Genomic DNA, 21,584 nt, shown 5'->3' on the forward strand with positions numbered 1-21,584 from the left:
ATGAATATTCAAATTTTAATGGCAACTATGGCTAAATCGTGTATCGGTGATATCGATTGGAAAAATAAATGCATAGTTTCACCGTTATTATTAATCAACCAATCAGATTTCGAAGGTACCGAAACTTTAGATGATATTACTATGATATCAAAAAAAGAAAGAGGCTCCTCAAAAAGTAGAAATCTCGCTATTGAGAATGCAAGCGGTGATATCTGCATCATTGCTGATGACGATGTTAGTTATTTAGAAAACTATGAGAGCATAGTCAAAGATGCTTATATTAAGTATCCAGACGCTGACATTATAACTTTTCAGATACAAACAACAGAAGGTAAGCCTTTTAAACCAAATTACTCTAACGAAGAGTATTATCACACTAAGATGAGCATTCTAAAATGCGCATCTATTGAGATTACGTTTAAAAGAGAATCGATTATTAAAAGTGGTTTGAAACTGGATCTAGAATTTGGCTTAGGTAGTAAATATCGTGTTCATGATGAGATTATTTTTTTGAAAGATGCACTAGATAATGGCCTTAAGTGTGTTTATATCCCATTACCTATAGTTGTTCATCCACCAGAAAGTTCTGGTACAGATTATAATGAGCAATTGTTGTTTTCAAAAGGTGCTGCATTTTACCGTCTGTTTGGCATTTCAGGACTTTTATATGATTTAGCTTTCTCAATCAAGAAATATTCAGAGTACAAAAATGTATTTAGTTTTATACAGTGTCTAAGGCTTATGGTTAAAGGTACATTGAGTTATTCTAAGGAACAAAGTAAATGACTAAAGTGAAATATTTAATTTTGGGTGGCGGTGTTTCAGGGCTAGCCTTCGCTAACTTTGTAAATTCAGAGGATTACCTAATTATAGAGAAAGAGCCTGAGTTAGGTGGTTATTGTCGAACTATTTACCAAGATGGTTTTGTTTGGGATTATGCAGGTCACTTTTTTCACTTTGCAACTGATCAACTAAAAAACTTTTTTAAAAACAAGATTGATGATAGTAAACTTGTTGAAAGAACTAAAGTCACAAAAATTTTCTTTGATGATGAGCTTATAGACTTTCCTTTTCAGTCTAATATACATCAGCTTAAAAAAGATAAATTTCAAGAATGTTTGTATGATCTTTATTTCCGTTCAGACAAAGAAAGCTATAATTCTTTTTTAGATATGCTTTATTCGAAATTTGGTAAGGCTATAACTGACTACTTTTTGAAACCTTATAATGAAAAGCTATATGCTTGTGATTTGAATACACTAGATGTTAATGCCATGGGGCGATTTTTCCCTTATGCTAACTTAGATCAGGTTATCAAATCTTTCAAAAAGCAGTCAGTTGAAAGCTACAACTCAAGTTTTCTTTATCCAAAAGAAGGGGCAAGGATTTTTGTTGATGCTTTAGCTGAGTCAGTCCCAACAACGAAAATTTCACTAAACGAAACTGTACAAAAAATTTGCTATGAAGAAAAGCTCGTTGTTACAAATAAAAGAACAATAGCATTTGATTATTTGATAAATAGTTCGCCTTTGAAAATGTTTTCTAAGCAATTAGATGTAGATAGAGTAAACCTGCTAGCTGATGATTTTAGCTATAACAAAGTACTAGTATTTAACTTAGGTTTTGATAAAAAATCACCTAACCAGGATACGCATTGGTTATATTTCCCAGATAAAAATATCAACTTCTACAGAGTTGGCTTTTACGATAATATTTTGGGTAGTGATAAGCTAAGTATGTATGTAGAGGTTGGTTACTCACCCGAAGATGACGTTGATATAGAGACACAACTACAATTAACGATAGATAATTTGAAGGCTGTGGGTATTATTGATGACCACAAATTGATTTCTCATTGTTCCATTGTGATGGATCCTGCGTACGTACATGTTAGTGACAAATCGAATTCTTCAAAACAAAAAATATTAGAAATTTTGTCTCAAAAAAATATTCATTCCATAGGTCGTTATGGAGACTGGAAATACTGTTCTATCGAGGACTCAATGCTTGACGCAATAAACCTAGCAAGTGAAATTAGCTAATGTTTAAAGAGCACCTAGTTAGTATTATAATGCCAGCTTATAACTGCGAGGCCTTTATCAAAGAAAGTATCGAATCTGTGATGGCTCAAACATATACACACTGGGAACTAATCATTGTTAATGATTGCTCAACAGACAACACTCTAGCAGTGGTCACTGAGTTTTCAGATCCTAGAGTTACTTTAATAAATAATGAAGTAAACTTAGGTGTAGCAAATAGCCGAAATATTGCGATAGAAAAAGCCGAAGGGCGTTTTATTGCCTTCTTAGATAGTGACGACCTTTGGTATAGTACTAAGTTAGAAAAACAAGTAATAGCCCTATGTAAAGCGGGTGAAAATACTGTCTGTTCCCACTCTTCATATGAAAGAATTGATGAATTTGGCAGTGTATTAACTCGAGTAAGTATAAAAAATAGCGTTAATTTTAAAACTCTTTTAAAGAGTAACTTTATTGGTAATTTAACAGGTATAATTGATCGCTCTAAAGTTGTATTACCTAAACAAAAAGAGATAAAACACGAAGACTATGTAATGTGGCTCGAGATTTTATCTAGTGGGCAGGATTTTTACTCGTTAGGAGTACCTGAAGTCTTGGCAAAATACAGAGTTAGAGCTGGTTCCATATCGGCTAATAAGCTTAAATCACTGACTTGGCATTGGCATATACTTCGTTACCATATGAGGTTGAATATATTTCAAAGCTCATTATTTATATTAAATTATTTATATTTTGCTAGCAGAAAGCGAGCATGATCTATCGTAAAATTATTTTTTAGGTGAAATTACGCTTTAGTAATAGCTCTTAAAATAGTCTCATATTGGAAAAGTTATGTTAAACAATAAAACAGTTTTAATCACGGGTGGCACTGGGTCATTTGGTAAGAAGTTTATAGAAACTATTTTAGCGCGTTACCCAGATGTAAAAAAAATAATCATCTATTCGCGCGATGAATTAAAGCAGTCTGTAATAAAACAAAAGTACCCAGCATACGATTACCCGCAATTACGTTTTTTTATTGGTGATGTTCGCGACAAAGAACGTTTAACGCAAGCGTGTGAAGGTGTAGATGTCATTATTCACGCAGCAGCTATTAAGCAGGTTGATACCGCTGAATACAATCCAACAGAATGTATTCGTACAAACATAGATGGTGCTGAAAATGTTATTCATGCCGCATTAGCGTGTGGTGTAAAAGATGTTGTAGCGCTATCGACAGATAAAGCATGTGCACCAATTAATTTATACGGTGCCACTAAACTTGCATCAGACAAATTATTTGCTGCTGCTAATAATATTCGCGGCTCGAAAGACATTAAATTCAGCGTTGTTCGTTATGGTAATGTAATGGGTTCTCGTGGCTCTGTTATTCCTTTCTTTTTAGAAAAACGAAAAGAAGGTATTTTACCAATCACACACAATGAAATGACTCGTTTTAATATATCGCTTCAAGACGGCGTTAATCTAGTTATGTTTGCCTTGGGTAACCATCTTGGTGGTGAGATATTCATCCCTAAAATCCCGTCATACAAAATTTTAGACATTGCAGAAGCCGTAGCACCTGAATGTGAAACGCGTGATGTAGGTATTCGCCCAGGTGAAAAACTACATGAAGAAATGATTACAGATACTGACTCGTTAAATACGATTGATTTGGGTCCATACTACGCAATTTTACCCTCTGTATCGTATACATATACCGAAGAAGAATACCTTGCTCACCATAAAGCTGAAAAAGTACCATTTGGTTTTAAATACAACTCAGGAACAAACACTGAGTGGGAAACAATTGAAGGCTTGCGTGAGCTTATTGTTGAACATGTTGACCCATCGTTTGAAGTATAGAGATAGCTAAATGATACCGTATGGAAAGCAAGATATAACTCAAGCAGATATTGATGCTGTGGTTAATGTATTAAAGTCGGACTTTTTGACGCAAGGGCCACAAGTCCCTGCGTTTGAACGTGCACTGATGGATTCAAGCGGCGCCAATCATGCCTTGGCTGTTAATAGTGCAACGTCAGCTTTGCATATTGCTTGTTTAGCGCTTGAATTAGGGGCCGGTGATATATTATGGACAACACCTGTCACTTTTGTAGCCTCAGCTAATTGTGGTTTGTATTGTGGCGCATCAGTAGATTTTGTTGATATAGATCCCGCAACTTATAATCTTTGCCCTGTAGCATTAAAAGAAAAGCTTATCCGCGCTAAAAAAGAAGGTATTTTGCCTAAAGTTTTAGTTGCAGTGCATTTATGTGGTCAGCCATGTGACATGAAAGCAATCCATGCGTTATCTATAGAATATGGCTTTAAAGTCATTGAAGATGCTTCACATGCAATAGGTGGACGTTATTTAGAACAACCAATTGGCTCATGTGAATACAGTGATATTACCGTGTTTAGCTTTCACCCTGTTAAAATTGTTACCACTGCAGAAGGTGGTGCGGCATTAACTAATAGCAAAGCACTTGCAGACAAAATGGCACTTTACCGAAGCCATGGAATAACACGTGACGAAGCATTAATGGAAAATGCATCGCATGGTGGTTGGTACTATGAGCAAGTGGATTTAGGTTTTAACTACCGCATGACAGAGCTGCAAGCTGCACTCGGTGTTTCGCAAATGAGCCGGTTAAGTGAGTTCGTTTCCGCACGTCATGAATTAGCAGTGCGTTATTACGATAAGCTGGCCAGTTTACCGATTGTACTGCCTTATCAGTTGCCTAACACTTATTCTGGCTTACATTTATATGTTATTCGTCTAAACCTAAATGAAATTAGCAAAACGCATAAAGAAGTGTTTGACGAGCTAAGAGAAAACGGTATTGGTGTTAACCTGCATTATATTCCAGTGCACCTACAGCCTTATTACCAAAAAATGGGCTTTAAACAAGGTGACTTTCCAAATGCAGAGAGTTATTACAGCAATGCTATTTCATTGCCGATGTTTCATGGTATGACCCATGAGCAGCAAGACGAAGTTATCAGTAAGCTAACACTAATATTAGAAGCCTAATCATGAATATAGCAATCATTCCTGCTCGTGGTGGAAGTAAGCGTATACCTCGCAAAAATATCAAAGAGTTTCACGGTAAGCCAATGATTGCTTATTCGATTGAAGCGGCTTTAGACAGCAAGTGTTTTGATAAAGTAATTGTCTCTACAGATGATACTGAAATAGCTGATATTGCAATACAATATGGGGCAGAAGTGCCATTCATGCGCCCTGCTAATATTGCGGATGATTATGCAACTACGCTTGATGTAATAAAGCATGCTGTCGAGTATACCGAGTTACAAGAATGGGGTGTTGAAAATGTATGTTGTATATATGCAACCGCTCCTTTTTTAATACCTGAGTTTATCCAGCGCGGATTTATAGAGCTGACATCGAGTAATATAGATTACGCCTTCAGTGCAACAAGTTTTCCTTTTCCAATTCAAAGAGCTTTAAAGCTTAATGATGCACACTGTGTTGAAATGTTTCAGCCAGAACATTTAAATACTCGTTCGCAAGATCTCGAAGAAGCATACCATGATGCCGGGCAGTTTTATTGGGGCACTGCGAAGGCATTTATAGCAAAAAAAGCTATTTTTGGGACAAGGTCGAAGGCTGTTTTGTTACCACGTAAACGAGTACAAGACATAGATACACCTGAAGATTGGGAATTGGCAGAAGCTTTGTTCCGAGCGATTGAATGCTAAAGGTCGTAATTAGGGCTGATGCGTCTTCTTACATAGGCAGCGGCCATATCATGCGTTGCTTAGTATTGGCTGATAGGCTAAAACTAGATGGTCACGACGTTTTATTTGCCACCCGCCCGCAAAACGGTGATTTAGTCACATTTATAAAACAGCGTGGTTTCTCTATTTATGAATTACAGCAACCTGCAAATTGGCTAGTACCAACCTCGACTGCGGATTATGCCGCGTGGTTGCAAGTCACTGAGTGTGATGATGCCCAAGAATGCGCTACTGCATTTGATAGTCCTGATTTAGTTATTACAGACCACTATGGTATTGGTGCACAGTGGCATAAGGTAGTAAGAAAAGCGTATAACTGTAAAATCATTGCAATTGACGATTTAGTAAGAGAGCACGCTGCAGACTTGATTATAGATCAAACATTGCTTAGAGAGCCAAGCGAATATCATTTATTAAACCCTAAGACCACCGCCTTAACAGGTACGCAATACGCGATTATAAACACTCATTTCTCATCTCGTCATTTGTCGCAGTTGGCAGCAGTAAATACATTAAAAAATAGACCTCGTGTATTACTGTCAATGGGAGGCATAGACGCCCCCAATGCAAGCTTACAAGTACTTAAAGTTTTAAAAGATAGTGTTAACCCGCCTATAACAACTGTATTGCTTAGCACAAGAGCACCTCATTACAAAAGTGTTACAAAGTTTGCTATAGAGCAAAGTGCGTGGTTGACTCACATCGATTTTGTAGATGACATGGCTACTCTCATGTGTGAGCATGATATTGCCATTGGCGCTCCAGGCTCAACGTCATGGGAACGTGCTTGTGTCGGGTTACCGAGTATTGTTATTGCACTTGCTGATAACCAGCAGACTATTTGTAAAAATTTAGAAGCCGTTGGTGCTGCAATTAGCGTTGAGTTAGAGGCGATTAGTAAAAGTTTAATGAAGGCCTATGAGCAGTTAATTACAGACTATTCAAAAATGCGAACAATAAACCTGCAGTTATGTGATGGGCAAGGTGTTAAGCGATTAATGAAGCATATTACTCAATTATTTAGCGGTTCACTAACCCTAAGATTAGCGACGCAGCTTGATGTTGAACAGGTGTATGCTTGGCAATGTAAACCCGAAACACGTCGTTATGCACTTAATAAAGACGTTCCGAGTTTGGCTGAGCATCGGGCTTGGATGACTAAAAAGCTAGCAAGTAAAAATGACTACTTTTATGTCATTGAGCTAACCAATAGCACAGATGAAAAAACGACTTCTGTAGGTGTGGTCAGGTTAGATATGACAGCCGTAGATACGTATATCATTTCCATCTTTATAGCACCAGATCACTTTGGTAAAGGGGTTGCGAAACTCGCTTTAAAACAAGTAGATATATTACATCCTACAAAAATTATACATGCTGTTGTACTAAAAGAAAATGCAGCATCACAAGCTTTGTTTAGCCGAGCTGGCTACCAACGAATTAATGAAGAGCAATTTACTCGACAACCTGTGGAGTGAGGGATTTATGAATAAATTTATTACTATCGATAACAGAAAAATTGGCCCTGGCTATGCGCCGTATATCATTGCTGAAATGTCAGCGAATCATAACGGTGATATCGAAAATGCCTACAAAATAATGGAAATGGCAAAAGAGTGTGGTGCAGATGCAATGAAGCTGCAAACTTATCGCCCTGATACCATAACAATGAAAAGCGATAACCCTGAATTCTTAATTAAAGGTGGGTTGTGGGATGGTAAAACACTGTATGACTTATATGAAGAAGCGCACATGCCGTGGGAATGGCATAAACCTTTATTTGAAAAAGCCAAAGAGTTAGGTATCACTATTTTTAGCTCGCCGTTTGACTTTACTGCCGTTGATTTACTCGAAGAGCTTGGTGCTCCTGCGTACAAAATAGCGTCATTTGAGGCCATCGATTTACCATTAATCGAGTATGTTGCGAAGACTGGTAAGCCAATGATTATCTCAACGGGTATGGCGAACGAAGAAGAAATACGTGAAGCAGTAGAAACAGCAAAAAATGCAGGGTGTAAAGAGCTTGTTGTACTGCATTGTGTAAGTGGTTACCCAGCGCCATCAGGCGATTATAATTTGGCGACTGTTGCAGATATGGCCACACGTTTTGATGTATTAACGGGTCTATCAGACCATACTATTGATAATACGACGGCTATTACATCAGTGGCGTTAGGCGCATGCTTAATAGAAAAGCATGTAACGCTTAATAGAAATGGTGGTGGACCGGATGATAGTTTCTCCCTAGAAAAGCCAGAGTTATTACAGTTATGTAGAGACTCTAAAATAGCATGGGAAGCGGTTGGTAAAGTAAATTACGAGCGAAAAGAGAGTGAGAAAGGAAATGCAATATTCAGACGCTCACTTTACGTGGTAAAAGATGTTGCTGAAGGTGAGTTATTTACACATGAAAATGTAAAAAGTATAAGACCTGGTTATGGCTTAGCTCCCAAGTACTTACATGAGGTACTTGGAAGCGTAGCCACGCAAAGTATTAAAGCTGGAACAGCTTTAAAAAAATTGTATGTAGAAAATAGAAAAAAATAATCTAACATACTTTTTTATGCAATTATTTAAGCTATTTCATGCTAATAGTTATCAAATGATGAAAGGTTTTACACAGAATTTATAATTCTGGGTACAAATAATTGCAAAGTTTTTTATAGCTAGATTGCTCATCTGGCTCTACTTCAAGTATAATACTCAGAGAATCAAGCCGTTAATGCTAAATTCTACAAGGATGGTGCATGTAAATGTATATTATTTTTATCAACCAAAAGATTTTAACGTGAATAAACTTTTTTCTAATTCATATATTTGCCATTTTCTTGGTATCGCTTTCACATCAATATGTGTTGTTTTATCTTCAATGTATCCAATATCTGAAGAGTCTGTTAGAAACTCGCTTATTTTAGTGTGTGGGAGTTATTTGGCAACAGCATTCGCTTTACCTTTAGTTGCAAAGTACCTATTAGTTGATCGTAAATATTATATAATACCCGTAATATTTTCTGTTTATGGTATCTCTTTATCTCTAATATTATTATTACGGTTTGATTATTCTTTGTATCTTTTAGCAATAGGAGCGGCTTTTAGTTTTGTTTGGCTTTTTATTACTACTATTTTGAGAACAGGACATAAAAAGCTTACTTTACATGTAATAGATAACTTTGACACGCAAGATCTAATTGACCATGAAAACCTCGACGTTTACTTTTTAACTGAACCATATAGTCAATCTGCAATTAAGGATGGCTTAGTTGTTGATCTCCACAAAAATATTACTCATCATCAAGAGAAGTTTATTGCTGATTGCAGCCTTAATAACATCCCAGTTTTCCATGCGGATAGTATCAAAGAGATGATTGATGGAAAGGTGCAAATAAAACATTTATCTGACAATTCAATTGGTACCTTACAGCCTAATCCAATTTATCAAATATTTAAGCGCCTTTGGGAGACTGTAATTATTGTTTTAACACTCCCCTTAACTCTTTTAATTATGGTTCTTACAGCTATTGCTATTCGATTAGAAAGTCGAGGCCCTGTTATATTTACGCAAGAACGTGTAGGACAAGCTGGTCGAGTTTTTAAAATTTATAAATTCAGAAGTATGACGGTAAAAACTAGTTGTGCAGAGGATAAGTTTGCTACTGAAGAGCATGCTAGAATAACTCGCATAGGTAAGGTGATTCGAAAAGTAAGAATTGACGAATTACCACAGTTTTTTAATGTTCTAAAAGGTGATATGGCATTAATTGGCCCACGGCCTGAACAAGAATCTTTTGTTAAGCTATTTGAACAAGAAATTCCATTTTATGGCTATAGGCATATAGTAAAGCCAGGTATAACTGGTTGGGCGCAAACTGTACAAGGTTATGCTGATGATACGGATTCAACAAAAGAAAAGTTAGCATATGACCTTTATTATATTAAACACTTATCTTTTTGGCTTGATCTTAATATTGTATTTAAAACCATCAGGACAATGCTAACGGGGTTTGGTGCAAAGTAACCAACTAGAAAGTGTGGAAAGACGTTAATATAAAATTTTGATATTCATATTTAAAAGCTCAATCGTTAAATAAATGGAAGAATCTCCGGTTTGAAATTGCAGCTATTGGTAATAGAAATTTTTAGTTATATATACCGATAGCTGGTATTTAGTAAGCCTCGACAGAAAGGGGTGATTAATATTGTCTTAAAATCACATTTTATCTGCTCGACTAAAGTTTAATATCTGTTAAGTTCTGCCGTATTTTTAAATTGCCAGCGTTATCTCTGCCAAAAAGTCACTTTAACATGGCGATTATTTTTAATACCTAAATTTAATAGTGAAAACATAAAACGAGTCATCGATTAATACAATAATGATTATTTATATAGTAACTTAAGCTTTGTGACTAAACTGAATAACCTAAGTCGCTACTCAGCAAGTAAAAAAATCAGGTAATTACTTACAAAGTGAATTTAAATTTTTGAAATGAGAAGGTGGCTGGGCAGTCCACGCTGTTAATAATTTAGCTTAAGACGATAGCTCACTTAAAAATTCAGTTAATCGAAGAACTCTCACAATTGCACCAATATAATTGCCTTCTTAGTGCTAGGTAAACTTAATTTATTATTTAAAAGTTATTAGCCACAGCACTGGTGCAGGAGCTATTACGGGGATTTACTTTAGACGACCACTTCAAATTTGATATACATACTGCGTAATTACCTTGATTACATTTAATTCAACTCAAAAGTTGTACTTACAGTAAAAAATAGATCTATAAATATTTACTGTTATAAACTACTTTCCAATTTCTATAATTGCACCTCGGTCCAAAACAGCCCTGTACTTATCTGCCAAAGCATTTTTTGCATCATCATCTCCATGCACAATTTTTATCAGGCTTGGCTTTTTATGCATACCTGTAACAAACTTAATTAATCCGTTTTGATCGGCATGGGCGCTGTACCCGCTAATTGTATGTACTTTTGCGTTTATAGTAATGCGAGCATCATTTATAAAAACATACCCATTACGTGGGCCATATTTTTGAATTTCGCGGCCTAACGTTTTATTACCTTGATAACCTACAAACAATACATCGGTGGTTTTATCATTTAAAAATCGCTCTAAGTAATTAACTATTCGACCTCCTGTGCACATACCGCTTGCAGCTAATATTATGGCTGGCGTTTGCCGCGAACTTAAATAGTTAATAATAGCCATGTGTTCTTTGTGTGAATCAACCGTAGTTAGGTTTTTAAAATCGAGCGGGTGTCTGCCATTTGCAACTTTACGTTTGGCCTCGCTATCCCATAGGTGCTTAAACTTTTTGTATTGCTCAGTAAAATTGGCTGCCATAGGGGAGTCGAGTATTACGTGAATGTTTCGCCACTTAGACTTTTTAGATGAGCTATGTATGAATTGTTCTAGCTCGTATAGCAGCTCTTGTGTGCGGCCAATACTAAAAGCAGGTACTAAAACAACACCATTGTCGGCTACGGCGCGTTCAATAATGCTTTTTAGCGTTTTTGTACGCTCTTTACGGCCTTGATGATTTTTATCACCGTAGGTCGATTCAATAACTAGAGTATCGGCTTTATAGGGCGGCTTAGGCGAAGGGAGTAGCGGGGTATATGGCGCACCTAAGTCTCCTGAAAATACAACACGGTGTTTGTTGTTATCACCATTTGTAATATCAATTTCAACGTAGGCAGAACCCAATATATGCCCAGCACGCTGAAATCTCGCTTTAGCTTTATTGAGCCCTTTGCAAGGTAGTTCAAACCACGTTTTATAATCAACAGCTACTATGCGCTTATTTAATAAGCTTAAGCAGGCAGCTATAATTTTAGGGTCGCGGGTTACACCTACTTTTAAAGCATCTTCAATTACCAAAGGTAATAAACTGGCCGATGCAATACTTGTAAAAATAGGGCCCTTAAAACCGGCTGCTAATAAGTAAGGAATTCGGCCAACATGGTCAATATGGCAATGGGTAACAATAAGGGCAGTAACATGGGTAATATTAAACTCAATTGAAAGATCGACTTTAGAGTCTTCGCCTTGAAATAACCCGCAATCAATAAGCACACTTGTTTGCTCGTTAACTACCAGCTCGTGGCACGAACCAGTAACGCCGTTAACCGCTCCGTGGTGAAGTATTTGCATTGTGCTTCCTTGTCATCAATTTGTTACATTGAATTTTAAGGTAGAAGTAAAGCCATAATTATTCAAGGTTCTAACGCTTGAGCTAAATTAATAACCTCACCTTCAACATATCACCTGTAGGTGCGAATTTACTTCGCGCTCTTACCTATATATTTATTTAAAAAATATTAATTAAATTTCTTAATAAATTTTCGCGGCTAAACTTTTGTTTAGCCCAATCTAAACATAGCTTTATAGGTACTAAACTAGCGTTAAAGCCTTTACTCCCTTTAAACTCAATAACAATATTTATTAAAGTGAGTGGCTATTAACCACTAAGGCTTATTTACATAGGGGCTTTATGTTGGCTATAATGTCGCAGCTGTTTAGTTTGGAATTGTATTTTTTGCAATTTAGTTATGTATTAAGGGCTACTATGGAATGTTGGTATTTAGTCGTATGCAAACCAAAGCAAGAAGAACGAGCCAAAACTAACTTGCAAAATCAAGGGATTGAAGCGTTTTACCCCAAATTAACTACCGAAAGGTTGGTTAAAGGTCGTCGGACCGTCAAATACACTGCTTTATTCCCTAATTATTTATTTGTATGCCTTGAATCAAAAAATGGTAATTTTTCTGCTGTAAAAAACACCCGTGGAATAGGCGGTTTTGTTTCTTATGGAGCAAATTATCAGTTGGTTTCTAAGCACATAATTGACCAGCTAAAAAATGAACGTTCACACACTACTGAATCACAAATACCAAAAACAGGTGATGTAGTAAGTGTGAATAACGATTCATTCAGTAATATACAAGCAATATACAAAGAGCCCGATGGCGACTTGCGCAGTATTTTACTCATTAACTTACTTAATCAAAAAATTGAAGTAAGTGTAGATAATAAAGATATTAAGCAATAATAACTAAAAACGTAGCAGCGGCTTTATGCCGCGTAAAATAGCTTTATATCAGTAAGTAGGAACTGTGACCTAAGGGCGGAAGCGTGCCCAAAGCACTTAAACCTACGTGCTAAGTTCACTTGTAGACGCACAGCTTGCTGGCGTGACGAGCAAAGCTCGTAATAGAGTTTATTCACAAAAGGGCTAAGAGCACACTGCACTTTAGAGAAGTAAGCAGCCTAAAGTACTTGTTTAAATGGCTTCTCATTTACTCCTCATTCGCTTCTCTTTGTGCAATAAGGCTTTAAGTGATTTATTCACAAAGAGGTTAAGAGGGCGCTGCGCTTTAGAGAAGTAAAAATAAATAATTACTATGTTTTATGTTTTATGTTTTATGTTTTCTCATTTACTCCTCATTCGCTTCTCTTTGTGCAATAAGGCTTTAAGTGATTTATTCACAAAAGGGTTAAGAGCACGCTGCGCTTTAGAGAAGTAAACAGCCATAAAGTACTTGTTTAAATGGCTTCTCATTTACTCCTCATTTTCTTCTCTTTGTGCAATAAAGCTTTAAGTGGTTAATCTGAAGATGTCGAGCACACTGAGCTTTAAAGAAGTAAACAGCCATAAAGCACTTGTTTAAATGTCTTCTCATTTACTCCTCATTCGCTTCTCTTTGTGCAATAAAGCTTTAAGTGGTTAATCTGAAGAGGTCGCGGGCACTGCGCTTTAAAGAAGTAAGCAGCCATAAAGTACTTGTTTAAATGGCTCCTCATTCACTTCTCTTTGTGCAATTGGTGATGAACGCGTTAAGTGTTTTGCTAAAAACGGCTATCAATTAAATTTATTCATAAAGACCTTATGAAAATACTGATATAATTTCAGTGCTAATTAAAAACTTAGTAACAAAGCTTTTACAAAGCAAAGGCTATTGCTTCACAATAGTGCACATGCTTTAATTAGTCGGTTAAAATACAAGTGCTCACCAAGGTTGGTGAGTAAGTGCAATATTAAAATAATTTTGGGATTCTACAATGGCGTTAAGCTGTAAATCACTCGCATCAATACTCGCAATACTAAGCATGACCGGCTGTACAATAGTACCAGGCAGCCACTTTGAAGGTATAGACTCAGGCGAGCAAACACAAAACCTCGAACAAGATCTCGAAAAAGTAAACATTCAAATAATCGACTCGCTACTAATAAATAAACAAAATCAAGCGCGTATAGCAGCTAAACCAATTTCAAGCACCGATGGTTTAAACGTAAGTAACTACGAATACAAACTAGGTGTTGGCGACGTACTAACAATAGGCGTATGGGATCACCCAGAGCTAACAATACCTGCAGCAGTACAGCGTACCGCAGAGTTTGACGGCTTTAGAGTACAACGAGACGGCACCATTACTTACGCTTACGCACCAAATATACCCGCCGCAGGTAAAACAATAAGCCAAGTACGTAATGAGCTTGTAAAACGCCTAAGCCGAGTAATAGAAGACCCACAAGTAGATGTAAAAGTAGTTGGCTTTAGAAGCCAAAAAACCTACGTTACCGGTGAAGTAAAACAACCTGGTGTATACCCAGTAACCGAAATTCCACTTACCCTAATTGATGCCTTAAACCAAGCAGGCGGCTTAACTGATGCAGCCGATTGGCGCACAGTAACATTTACCCGTGGCAACAAAACAGAAGTTATTAAACTTGATGACTTTTATGCCCATGGTGACATTTCGCAAAACCGCTTGTTACAGCATGGCGACATAGTCCATGTAAACCGTAACGATGCACAAAAAATATTTGTATTAGGTGATGTTAAAAAAGCAGGTTCAGTAACCCTTAACCGTTATGGTTTAAACTTGGCCGAAGCGCTAAGCGACTCGGGCGGCTTAAACGAAGCGACAGCAGACGCTAATGGCGTATTTGTACTGCGTAAAAGTGACGTAGAGCAAACCGGTATTATTGCAAACGTATACCAGTTACACGCTAAAAATATAGCGGCAATGGTACTAGCTGAGCAGTTTGAACTACAACCGCGCGATATTGTATACGTAACATCGGCACCACTTGCCCGTTGGAACCGTGTAATAAGTTTATTATTACCGTCGGTAGCATCGGTTGATAGCCTAGACGATATTTCATCAAACTAAGGGTTTTTAAAAATGTTTGATTCAGTTTTAGTAGTGTGTGCAGGTAACATTTGTCGCAGCCCAACAGGTGAGTATGTTTTAAAGCAAAAGCTTGAAGGCAAAAATATTAAAGTATCGTCTGCTGGGTTAACAGCGCTTGAAGGCAAACCAGCAGATGCAAAAGCAAAACAAATAGCACTTGCACATGGCGTTAATATGGATGCCCACCAAGGGCAGCAACTTACATCAAGTTTAGTAGCGCAAAACAGCGTAATACTCGTAATGGAAGAACGCCATTTAAACGACGTACATGCTCGCTATCCAGAGGCACGCGGTAAAACGTTTTTACTGGGTAAGTGGATTAATAACGCTGAAGTACCAGACCCATATCGTCAAAGCCAAGAGGCTTTTGAACACGTTTACACATTAATCGACAGCGCGTGTAGCGCTTGGCAAAAGTATTTATAAGGAATGGCTAATTTAATGAATACCCAGCCGAATAACAGCGCTAGTAGCGCTAATAATAAAAGCACTAGTAACACACAACCAACGCAAGAAATTGATTTAATGGCGCTATTAGGCGCATTGCTAGATCGCAAATATTTTATAGTAGCGGTAACTGCGTTGTTTATGTTTGTAGGTGTTATTTATGCAGTATTAAGTACCCCTGTTTACCAAGCAACAGCCATGATACAAGTTGAAGACGGCGGCGCATCAGTTCCAGGTTTTGACGATATGGCAGGCATGTTCGAAAGTACATCAGCTGCAGTAACCGAAATAGAGCTATTAAAGTCGCGCAGTATAATAGGTGAGGCAGTAGACACTTTAAAGCTTGATGTAACAGCAGAGCCCAAACTATTCCCGTTTATAGGTAGCAGAGCTTACCGTACTTTTACCCCAATGGAAGATGGCGATTTAGCTGAGCCAAGCTTTGGCGCTAATAGCTACGCATGGGGCGGTGAAAGCATAAATGTATTTAGGTTTGATGTACCACGCACTGCAGTAAATCAAGCATTTACATTGGTTGCACAGGCTAATAATAGCCTTACACTTTTAAATGGTGACGGTGAGCAAATATTATCGGGTAAAGTAGGCGAGGAGCTTACAAACGGTAAGTTTAACTTAACCATTCGTACTTTAAATGCACGCCCTGGTACAGAGTTTACAATTACCCGCAAAGATCGCCTTAATACTATTTTAGATTTGCAAACAGCTATTGGCGCAAGCGAAAAAGGCAAAGATTCAGGCATAATTAACTTAAGCTTACAAAGTACTAAACCAAGCTATGCTGAAAAAGTACTTGATAAAGTAGCTGCTATTTATGTGCGCCGCAATGTAGAGCGCAATAGTGCTGAGGCGCAAAAGTCGCTGGAATTTTTAGAAGTACAATTACCTGAAATTAAAAAACAGCTTGAATACGCAGAGCAACGCTTTAACGACTACCAAATAAAACGCCAGTCAATAAACATAACGCTAGAAACACAAGGCGTGCTTGAGCAAGTTGTAAAGCTTGAAACCAAGTTACAAGAGCTAAACTTAAAGCGTTTAGATATTGGCCGAAAGTTTAAAAAAGATCACCCTTCGTACCAAGGTATACTTGAGCAAATAGAAGCAGTTGAAAGCCAAAAGCAAGAGCTTGTTGGTGAGGTAGGTAACCTGCCAGAAACTCAACAAGAGCTACTACGCTTAAAGCGTGATGTAGAGGTAAGTAACCAAATTTACACGTTACTGCTTAGTAAAACACAAGAGCTTGATATCGTTCGTGCAGGTACCGTAGGTAATGTACGTATTATTGACTACGCTGAGGTAAATACCAGCAAGCCAGTTAAACCTAAAAAAGCATTAATCGTGGTAATGGCCACTATGCTTGGTGGTATGTTAGCCGTGGCTATTGTGCTTATACAAAAGGCAATGCACAAAGGCGTTGAAGACCCAAGCGAGATTGAAGCGCTAGGCCTACCGGTATACGCAAGTGTACCGCACTCAGATTATCAAGATAAGCTAAGTGGCTTTGCCGAGCGAGCCCGCAAAAACAAAGTTAATAAACCTAAAAGTATATTAGCGCTAGATAACCCAGCCGACCTAGCAATAGAGGCACTACGTAGCCTGCGTACTAGCCTACACTTTGCGATGATGGAAGCTAAAAACAATATTATTGCCATATCGGGCCCAAGCCCAAGTGTAGGTAAATCATTTATATCGGTTAACTTAGCCTCTGTGCTTGCACAAAGCGGTAAAAAAGTACTTATTATTGATGCCGATATGCGTAAAGGCTACTTACAAACACAGTTTGGTTTAAAATGGGACGATGGATTAAGTGATTACTTATCTGGCCGTTTAAACCTAGAGCAAGTTACTAAGCCAACTAAAGTTGAAGGTTTAAGTGTTATTACGCGGGGGCAAATACCGCCAAACCCGTCTGAATTATTAATGCATAGTAACTTTAGCAAATTAGTTGAAGAAGTAAGAGCAGCTTACGATATTATAATTATCGACACCCCTCCAATACTTGCAGTAACCGACCCCGCAATTGTAAGTGCGCATACAGGCACTACATTACTTGTAACCCGTTTTGGCCAAAACCATGTACGTGAAATAGAACTCACGCGCAATCGCTTTGAACAAAACGGCATAGATGTAAAAGGCGTGGTATTTAATGGGGTAGTTAAAAAAGCAAGTAATGCTTATGGGTATTATGGATACTACAACTACGAGTACAAAAGCGATAAATAGTTTTTAGTTTAAATTAGGTCCTATTTGGTGCTTTTAAATAAAAGTACAAAAAAATAAATTACAATGAAATAGTTTAAATTTATTTACTCAAAATAGAAGGCGTGGCTCTATGCTCTGTAGTATACCTGTATATTACTATGAAGAAATACAGCTACGGGTAGTGTAATTATCTACACTTATCGGAGTTAAGGGGGCTTATCATTAAAATAATAGATATCAGATTTAATCCATCAAGAATGTTCGGTTTTTTAGAGTTGTAAACTCGCTTTAAACGCAAAAATAGAGTCTTCTATAGAGTTTACTTCGCTGAGTTACTTATCCTTTTTACAGTTTGCGTGATTTTTATATACTAGTAAAAATAACTTATCAATAACCGTTTTTCTATTTGGGTAAATAATTTAGCTTAGTTTTAATATTAGACCTAATAGAAAAATACGATTAGTTACTACTGACTTGCGTAAAGACTCACTAATATATTTAATTTTATTTTCACTAGAAAGTGCAAAGTTCATGTTGCCGTTGAAAGTTAGTCATGTATAGGAATATTATAATTTTGAGATTAAATCAGATAGTTTATGAATAGTTTAAAGACATCAACTTTTTTGATGCTTGAGCGGTATATAAAAGTTGCATCTGGTGCTGTTTATATACTGTTACTAGCAAAGTTTTTGGGCCCTGAGTTGTATGGTTTATACAGTGCTAATTTAGCTGTCGCAGGGTTTTTAGGTGTGTTCTCGTTAGCTGGAATAGATGGTTTATTTCAGAAAAGACTATCAGAATCAAATAACCCTTCTGAGGTTTTTTTTAGCTTTTTTGCTATTAAATTTATTCCACTAATTATTATTATTTCATTATATTACTCTTGGAGTCATTTCTTTTCAGAAGATCCTAGGGAGTTATTAATTTACTTCCTACCATTTACAGTATCAATGATGATGTCTTTTTCTTATCAAGGGCTCCTTTATTTTGAAGATTACTCTAAAATTTTTATAGTGAGTTTTGGAGTCATTATTGTATCAAACTTATATCGTCTGTATATTTTTCAAACTGAAATTTCAATAGAATTTTTCATTTTGAGCTACTCTATCGAAGCATTAGCGTTTCCTCTAGGTTATTCATGTTTTTTTATTTTAAAAAACAAGCAGTTTATAATTCCTAAAATAAAAGTGATTAAAGGCATTTTGAGCGATGGTTGGTATCTAATCATCTCTACAATTATTATCGGTGCAGTTTCAAAGGTTTCGCTACTTTGGCTTGAAAAAAATTCTACTTTAGATCAAGTTGGTAAATTAGCTCTATCACTTAGGGTTTTAGATGCATCGTTAATTTTAGCTGTAGCAACTTCGATGATGGGGTTAAGACTGCTCTTAAAAAGTTATAATACAGATTACTATATAATTAAGAAAAATGAGTATCTAAAAAGAATGTATTTCTTATCGACTCTTGCTACTTTAGTTATTTTTGTTTTCTTCTACTACTTTGCTCCACTCTTTTTTGGAGTAGATTATGCTTATGATCTTGAAACATCTTTGTATATTAGTTTCTTAGTGTTTTTTAACTTTTTAGGTATATATAATGGACGATTATTGGTAGTTGAAGGCCTCTATCATTTTGCATTAATACGAAATACAATTGGGTTAATTCTATTTGTGTGTTTTTGTTTTTTATACTCTGACCGTTTTGATATAAAGATGGCTGTAGGTGGTTTATTAATGTTTTGGTTTTTTTCTTCATTTGTATTTATGGTTCTATTTAAAAGAACAAGAAGGATGGTGTTTCTTGAGTGTTAAAAGTAAAGTACTGAACAGGCTGGGTTTATCTAAAGTTTACTTTGATAAAACAAAATTTAATAATTCTATTACTGTGTTTGATACAAGCATAGGTACTATGAATGTAGGTGATGAAATCATTAATGATTCAGCTAAAAAATGGTTGAAATATTTATTTTCAAATGAACAGTTTATCAACCTAAGTACCCATGATGGGATAAGTAATGTTGGTATTAATAGATCAAGTACTAGTGACTACCGATTCGTTTGTGGATCAAATATTCTTAACTCTAATTTATTGACTTCTCAGCAGTGGAATTTTTCACCATTCGATTTTCTTAGGATTGAGCCTCTTACGCTTATGGGTGTTGGTTGGTCCAATTATCAAAAGAAACCATCTAGCTATACCAAATGGATTTATAACAACCGATTAGAAAAAGATATTATACATTCTGTACGAGATAGTTATTCATTAAGCATGCTCAATACTATTGGTGTGAAAAATGTTATAAACACTTCCTGTCCAACAATGTGGGGTTTAACTGAATCACATTGTAAAAAAATACCACAAGAGCAAGCTGAAAATGTTGTTTTTACTTTAACTGATTACAGAGCTGATTTAATTAAAGATTCTGAATTGATTAAAATTTTAATTTCTAATTATAAAAGTGTCTATTTTTGGATTCAAGGCAGTAGAGATTTATCGTATTTCAATCAATTAGATAAAAATCTAACGAAGCACGTTATATTAGTAGCACCAAGGCTTGATGCCTATGATGTCATTTTAGATAGTTCGGAGTCTCTAGATTTTGTAGGTACGAGACTTCATGCTGGAATACGTGCTATGCAGAAAGGAAGAAGAGCAATAATTTTAGGTGTTGACAATAGGGCGATTGAAAAACAAAAAGATTTCAATCTGCCCGTGGTTTTAAGAGAGAATATTCAGAAAGAATTAACTAATAAGATTAAAAGTAATTTTCCAACAAATGTTAGAATTCCTGAAGAGTCTATTAATAAGTGGATGGAGCAATTTAAATGTTAAAAGTGGCTCATGTTTTTAAATCACTTTCTGCGGGTGGGATAGAAAAATGGTTGACTGATATTGCTATACATAACAACACTTCAAAGGATTTTGAATTACATTTTTTGCTTCAAAGTAAAGATAAAGGATTCTTCGAAGAGCAAATTCCTAATAATTCAGTCCAAATAAAAAAAAGTGATTTGAAAAGAAGTTTTTTTAAATACTGTATAGAGATGTATAAGCAATTAAAAACTGAGAAGTATGATGTTGTTCACTCCCATGTTCATCATTTTAGTGGGATTGTAGTATTTATTGCATTTTTAGCTGGAGTAAAGGTTCGAGTAGCTCAAAGCCACAATGACAAGCGCGATGAGTATAAAAATGTGAGTTTTCAGAAGAAAGCATACTTCGCTGTATGTAAATTACTATTGAAGCTATTTGCTAATAAAAAAATAGCCGTTAGTGATAAGGCTTCCAAGTCACTATTTCAATTATCTAAGAATGTTTATATTTTACCTTGCGGACTTAGGTTGGTTGCACCTTTACCAGAACAAGTAAATAAAAATAATGAACCAATCATAATTGGACATGTTGGAAGCTTTTCAAAGCAAAAAAACCATAACTTTATATGTGAATTAGCAAAAGCTATTAATGATGAATTTCCCAATAGCTTTAAGTTTAAACTTGTTGGTGGTGGAGAGTTACTTACTTCTATACGAGATAAAGTACGGAGATTAAATCTAGATAATACTATCACTTTTCTCGGTCTACGGGATGATGTAAAGGAATTAATGTTATATGACTTTGATTATATAATCCTTCCATCGCTTCATGAAGGTTTAGCTATGGTAGCCTTAGAATCTCAGTATTATGGAAAGCCCTTAATCGTATCGGATACTTTATCCAAGCAACATACATTGTCTGATTATATTCTTTATAAAAGTATAAATGGAGTTGATGATTTCAAAAATACGATTCTAAACTTACAAATGCCTAAAGTAGAAAGTATACTTGAGTGTAGGAGTCGACTCGATAAATCCCCATTGAGTATCCGCTTTAATATGGAGAGGCTCAATGAGATATACGTCAGTTAGGTTGTTATAACC

17 protein-coding genes are annotated in these 21,584 nt (G+C 36.2%); 16 read left to right on the forward strand and 1 reads right to left on the reverse strand.

The genetic code is table 11. The annotated features are described in order from the left end of the window. The 9 genes from I6F45_RS02235 (at window position 1) to I6F45_RS02275 (ending at window position 9,801) form a co-directional block, all read left to right on the forward strand. On the forward strand, window positions 1-786 hold the full coding sequence (locus tag I6F45_RS02235; RefSeq protein ID WP_101162755.1) for a glycosyltransferase family A protein: 786 nt from the start codon (window positions 1-3) through the stop codon (window positions 784-786). Beyond that, window positions 783-2,042 (forward strand): protoporphyrinogen/coproporphyrinogen oxidase, encoded by a 1,260-nt coding sequence (locus tag I6F45_RS02240; RefSeq protein ID WP_101162756.1) that lies wholly within the window; start codon window positions 783-785, stop codon window positions 2,040-2,042. The genes I6F45_RS02235 and I6F45_RS02240 overlap by 4 nt, the downstream gene beginning before the upstream one ends. Then, window positions 2,042-2,797 carry a glycosyltransferase family 2 protein gene (locus I6F45_RS02245; RefSeq protein WP_165721194.1) on the forward strand — a complete coding sequence of 252 codons (756 nt, stop codon included), beginning with the start codon at window positions 2,042-2,044 and terminating at the stop codon, window positions 2,795-2,797. The genes I6F45_RS02240 and I6F45_RS02245 overlap by 1 nt, the downstream gene beginning before the upstream one ends. A 76-nt stretch (window positions 2,798-2,873) precedes the next feature. After that, complete coding sequence (gene pseB / locus I6F45_RS02250; RefSeq protein ID WP_024589834.1) at window positions 2,874-3,887, forward strand: UDP-N-acetylglucosamine 4,6-dehydratase (inverting); 1,014 nt, start codon at window positions 2,874-2,876, stop codon at window positions 3,885-3,887. 10 nt (window positions 3,888-3,897) lie between these two features. Then, window positions 3,898-5,058 carry a UDP-4-amino-4,6-dideoxy-N-acetyl-beta-L-altrosamine transaminase gene (gene pseC / locus I6F45_RS02255; protein ID WP_165721193.1) on the forward strand — a complete coding sequence of 387 codons (1,161 nt, stop codon included), beginning with the start codon at window positions 3,898-3,900 and terminating at the stop codon, window positions 5,056-5,058. A gap of 2 nt (window positions 5,059-5,060) precedes the next feature. After that, complete coding sequence (pseF, locus tag I6F45_RS02260; protein WP_197159554.1) at window positions 5,061-5,747, forward strand: pseudaminic acid cytidylyltransferase; 687 nt, start codon at window positions 5,061-5,063, stop codon at window positions 5,745-5,747. Beyond that, window positions 5,741-7,264, forward strand: coding sequence for a UDP-2,4-diacetamido-2,4,6-trideoxy-beta-L-altropyranose hydrolase (gene pseG / locus I6F45_RS02265; RefSeq protein ID WP_197159555.1), 1,524 nt, complete (start codon window positions 5,741-5,743; stop codon window positions 7,262-7,264). Before pseF ends, pseG begins: the two co-directional genes overlap by 7 nt. 7 nt (window positions 7,265-7,271) lie before the next feature. Further along, a complete protein-coding gene (gene pseI / locus I6F45_RS02270; protein ID WP_165721190.1) occupies window positions 7,272-8,333 on the forward strand; it encodes a pseudaminic acid synthase in 1,062 nt (353 codons plus the stop codon). A 241-nt stretch (window positions 8,334-8,574) separates the two neighbouring features. After that, window positions 8,575-9,801, forward strand: coding sequence for an exopolysaccharide biosynthesis polyprenyl glycosylphosphotransferase (locus I6F45_RS02275; RefSeq protein WP_331460631.1), 1,227 nt, complete (start codon window positions 8,575-8,577; stop codon window positions 9,799-9,801). A 780-nt stretch (window positions 9,802-10,581) separates the two neighbouring features. On the opposite strand, the gene I6F45_RS02280 is transcribed toward I6F45_RS02275, so the two are convergent. Beyond that, entirely contained in the window at window positions 10,582-11,952 is a 1,371-nt protein-coding gene (locus tag I6F45_RS02280) for an MBL fold metallo-hydrolase RNA specificity domain-containing protein (protein WP_197159556.1), read from the reverse strand. Between the two features lie 415 nt (window positions 11,953-12,367). Here I6F45_RS02280 and rfaH point away from each other — a divergent pair, with 415 nt between their 5' ends. The 7 genes from rfaH (at window position 12,368) to I6F45_RS02315 (ending at window position 21,572) form a co-directional block, all read left to right on the forward strand. Then, on the forward strand, window positions 12,368-12,850 hold the full coding sequence (gene rfaH, locus I6F45_RS02285) for a transcription/translation regulatory transformer protein RfaH (protein ID WP_197159557.1): 483 nt from the start codon (window positions 12,368-12,370) through the stop codon (window positions 12,848-12,850). 1,010 nt (window positions 12,851-13,860) lie between these two features. Next, window positions 13,861-14,976 carry a polysaccharide export protein gene (locus I6F45_RS02290; protein ID WP_197159558.1) on the forward strand — a complete coding sequence of 372 codons (1,116 nt, stop codon included), beginning with the start codon at window positions 13,861-13,863 and terminating at the stop codon, window positions 14,974-14,976. Between the two features lie 12 nt (window positions 14,977-14,988). Beyond that, on the forward strand, window positions 14,989-15,423 hold the full coding sequence (locus I6F45_RS02295; RefSeq protein ID WP_197159559.1) for a low molecular weight protein-tyrosine-phosphatase: 435 nt from the start codon (window positions 14,989-14,991) through the stop codon (window positions 15,421-15,423). Between the two features lie 15 nt (window positions 15,424-15,438). Beyond that, on the forward strand, window positions 15,439-17,688 hold the full coding sequence (locus I6F45_RS02300) for a polysaccharide biosynthesis tyrosine autokinase (RefSeq protein WP_197159560.1): 2,250 nt from the start codon (window positions 15,439-15,441) through the stop codon (window positions 17,686-17,688). A gap of 575 nt (window positions 17,689-18,263) precedes the next feature. Further along, the gene (locus tag I6F45_RS02305; RefSeq protein ID WP_197159561.1) at window positions 18,264-19,478 is read left to right on the forward strand and encodes an oligosaccharide flippase family protein; all 1,215 of its coding nucleotides are present in this window, start codon (window positions 18,264-18,266) and stop codon (window positions 19,476-19,478) included. Continuing rightward, a complete protein-coding gene (locus tag I6F45_RS02310; protein ID WP_197159562.1) occupies window positions 19,468-20,499 on the forward strand; it encodes a polysaccharide pyruvyl transferase family protein in 1,032 nt (343 codons plus the stop codon). The genes I6F45_RS02305 and I6F45_RS02310 overlap by 11 nt, the downstream gene beginning before the upstream one ends. Then, a complete protein-coding gene (locus I6F45_RS02315) occupies window positions 20,493-21,572 on the forward strand; it encodes a glycosyltransferase (protein WP_197159563.1) in 1,080 nt (359 codons plus the stop codon). The genes I6F45_RS02310 and I6F45_RS02315 overlap by 7 nt, the downstream gene beginning before the upstream one ends. Window positions 21,573-21,584 lie beyond the last annotated feature (12 nt).

The organism is Pseudoalteromonas sp. SWYJZ19, assembly GCF_015864375.1.
Classification (GTDB): domain Bacteria; phylum Pseudomonadota; class Gammaproteobacteria; order Enterobacterales; family Alteromonadaceae; genus Pseudoalteromonas; species Pseudoalteromonas arctica.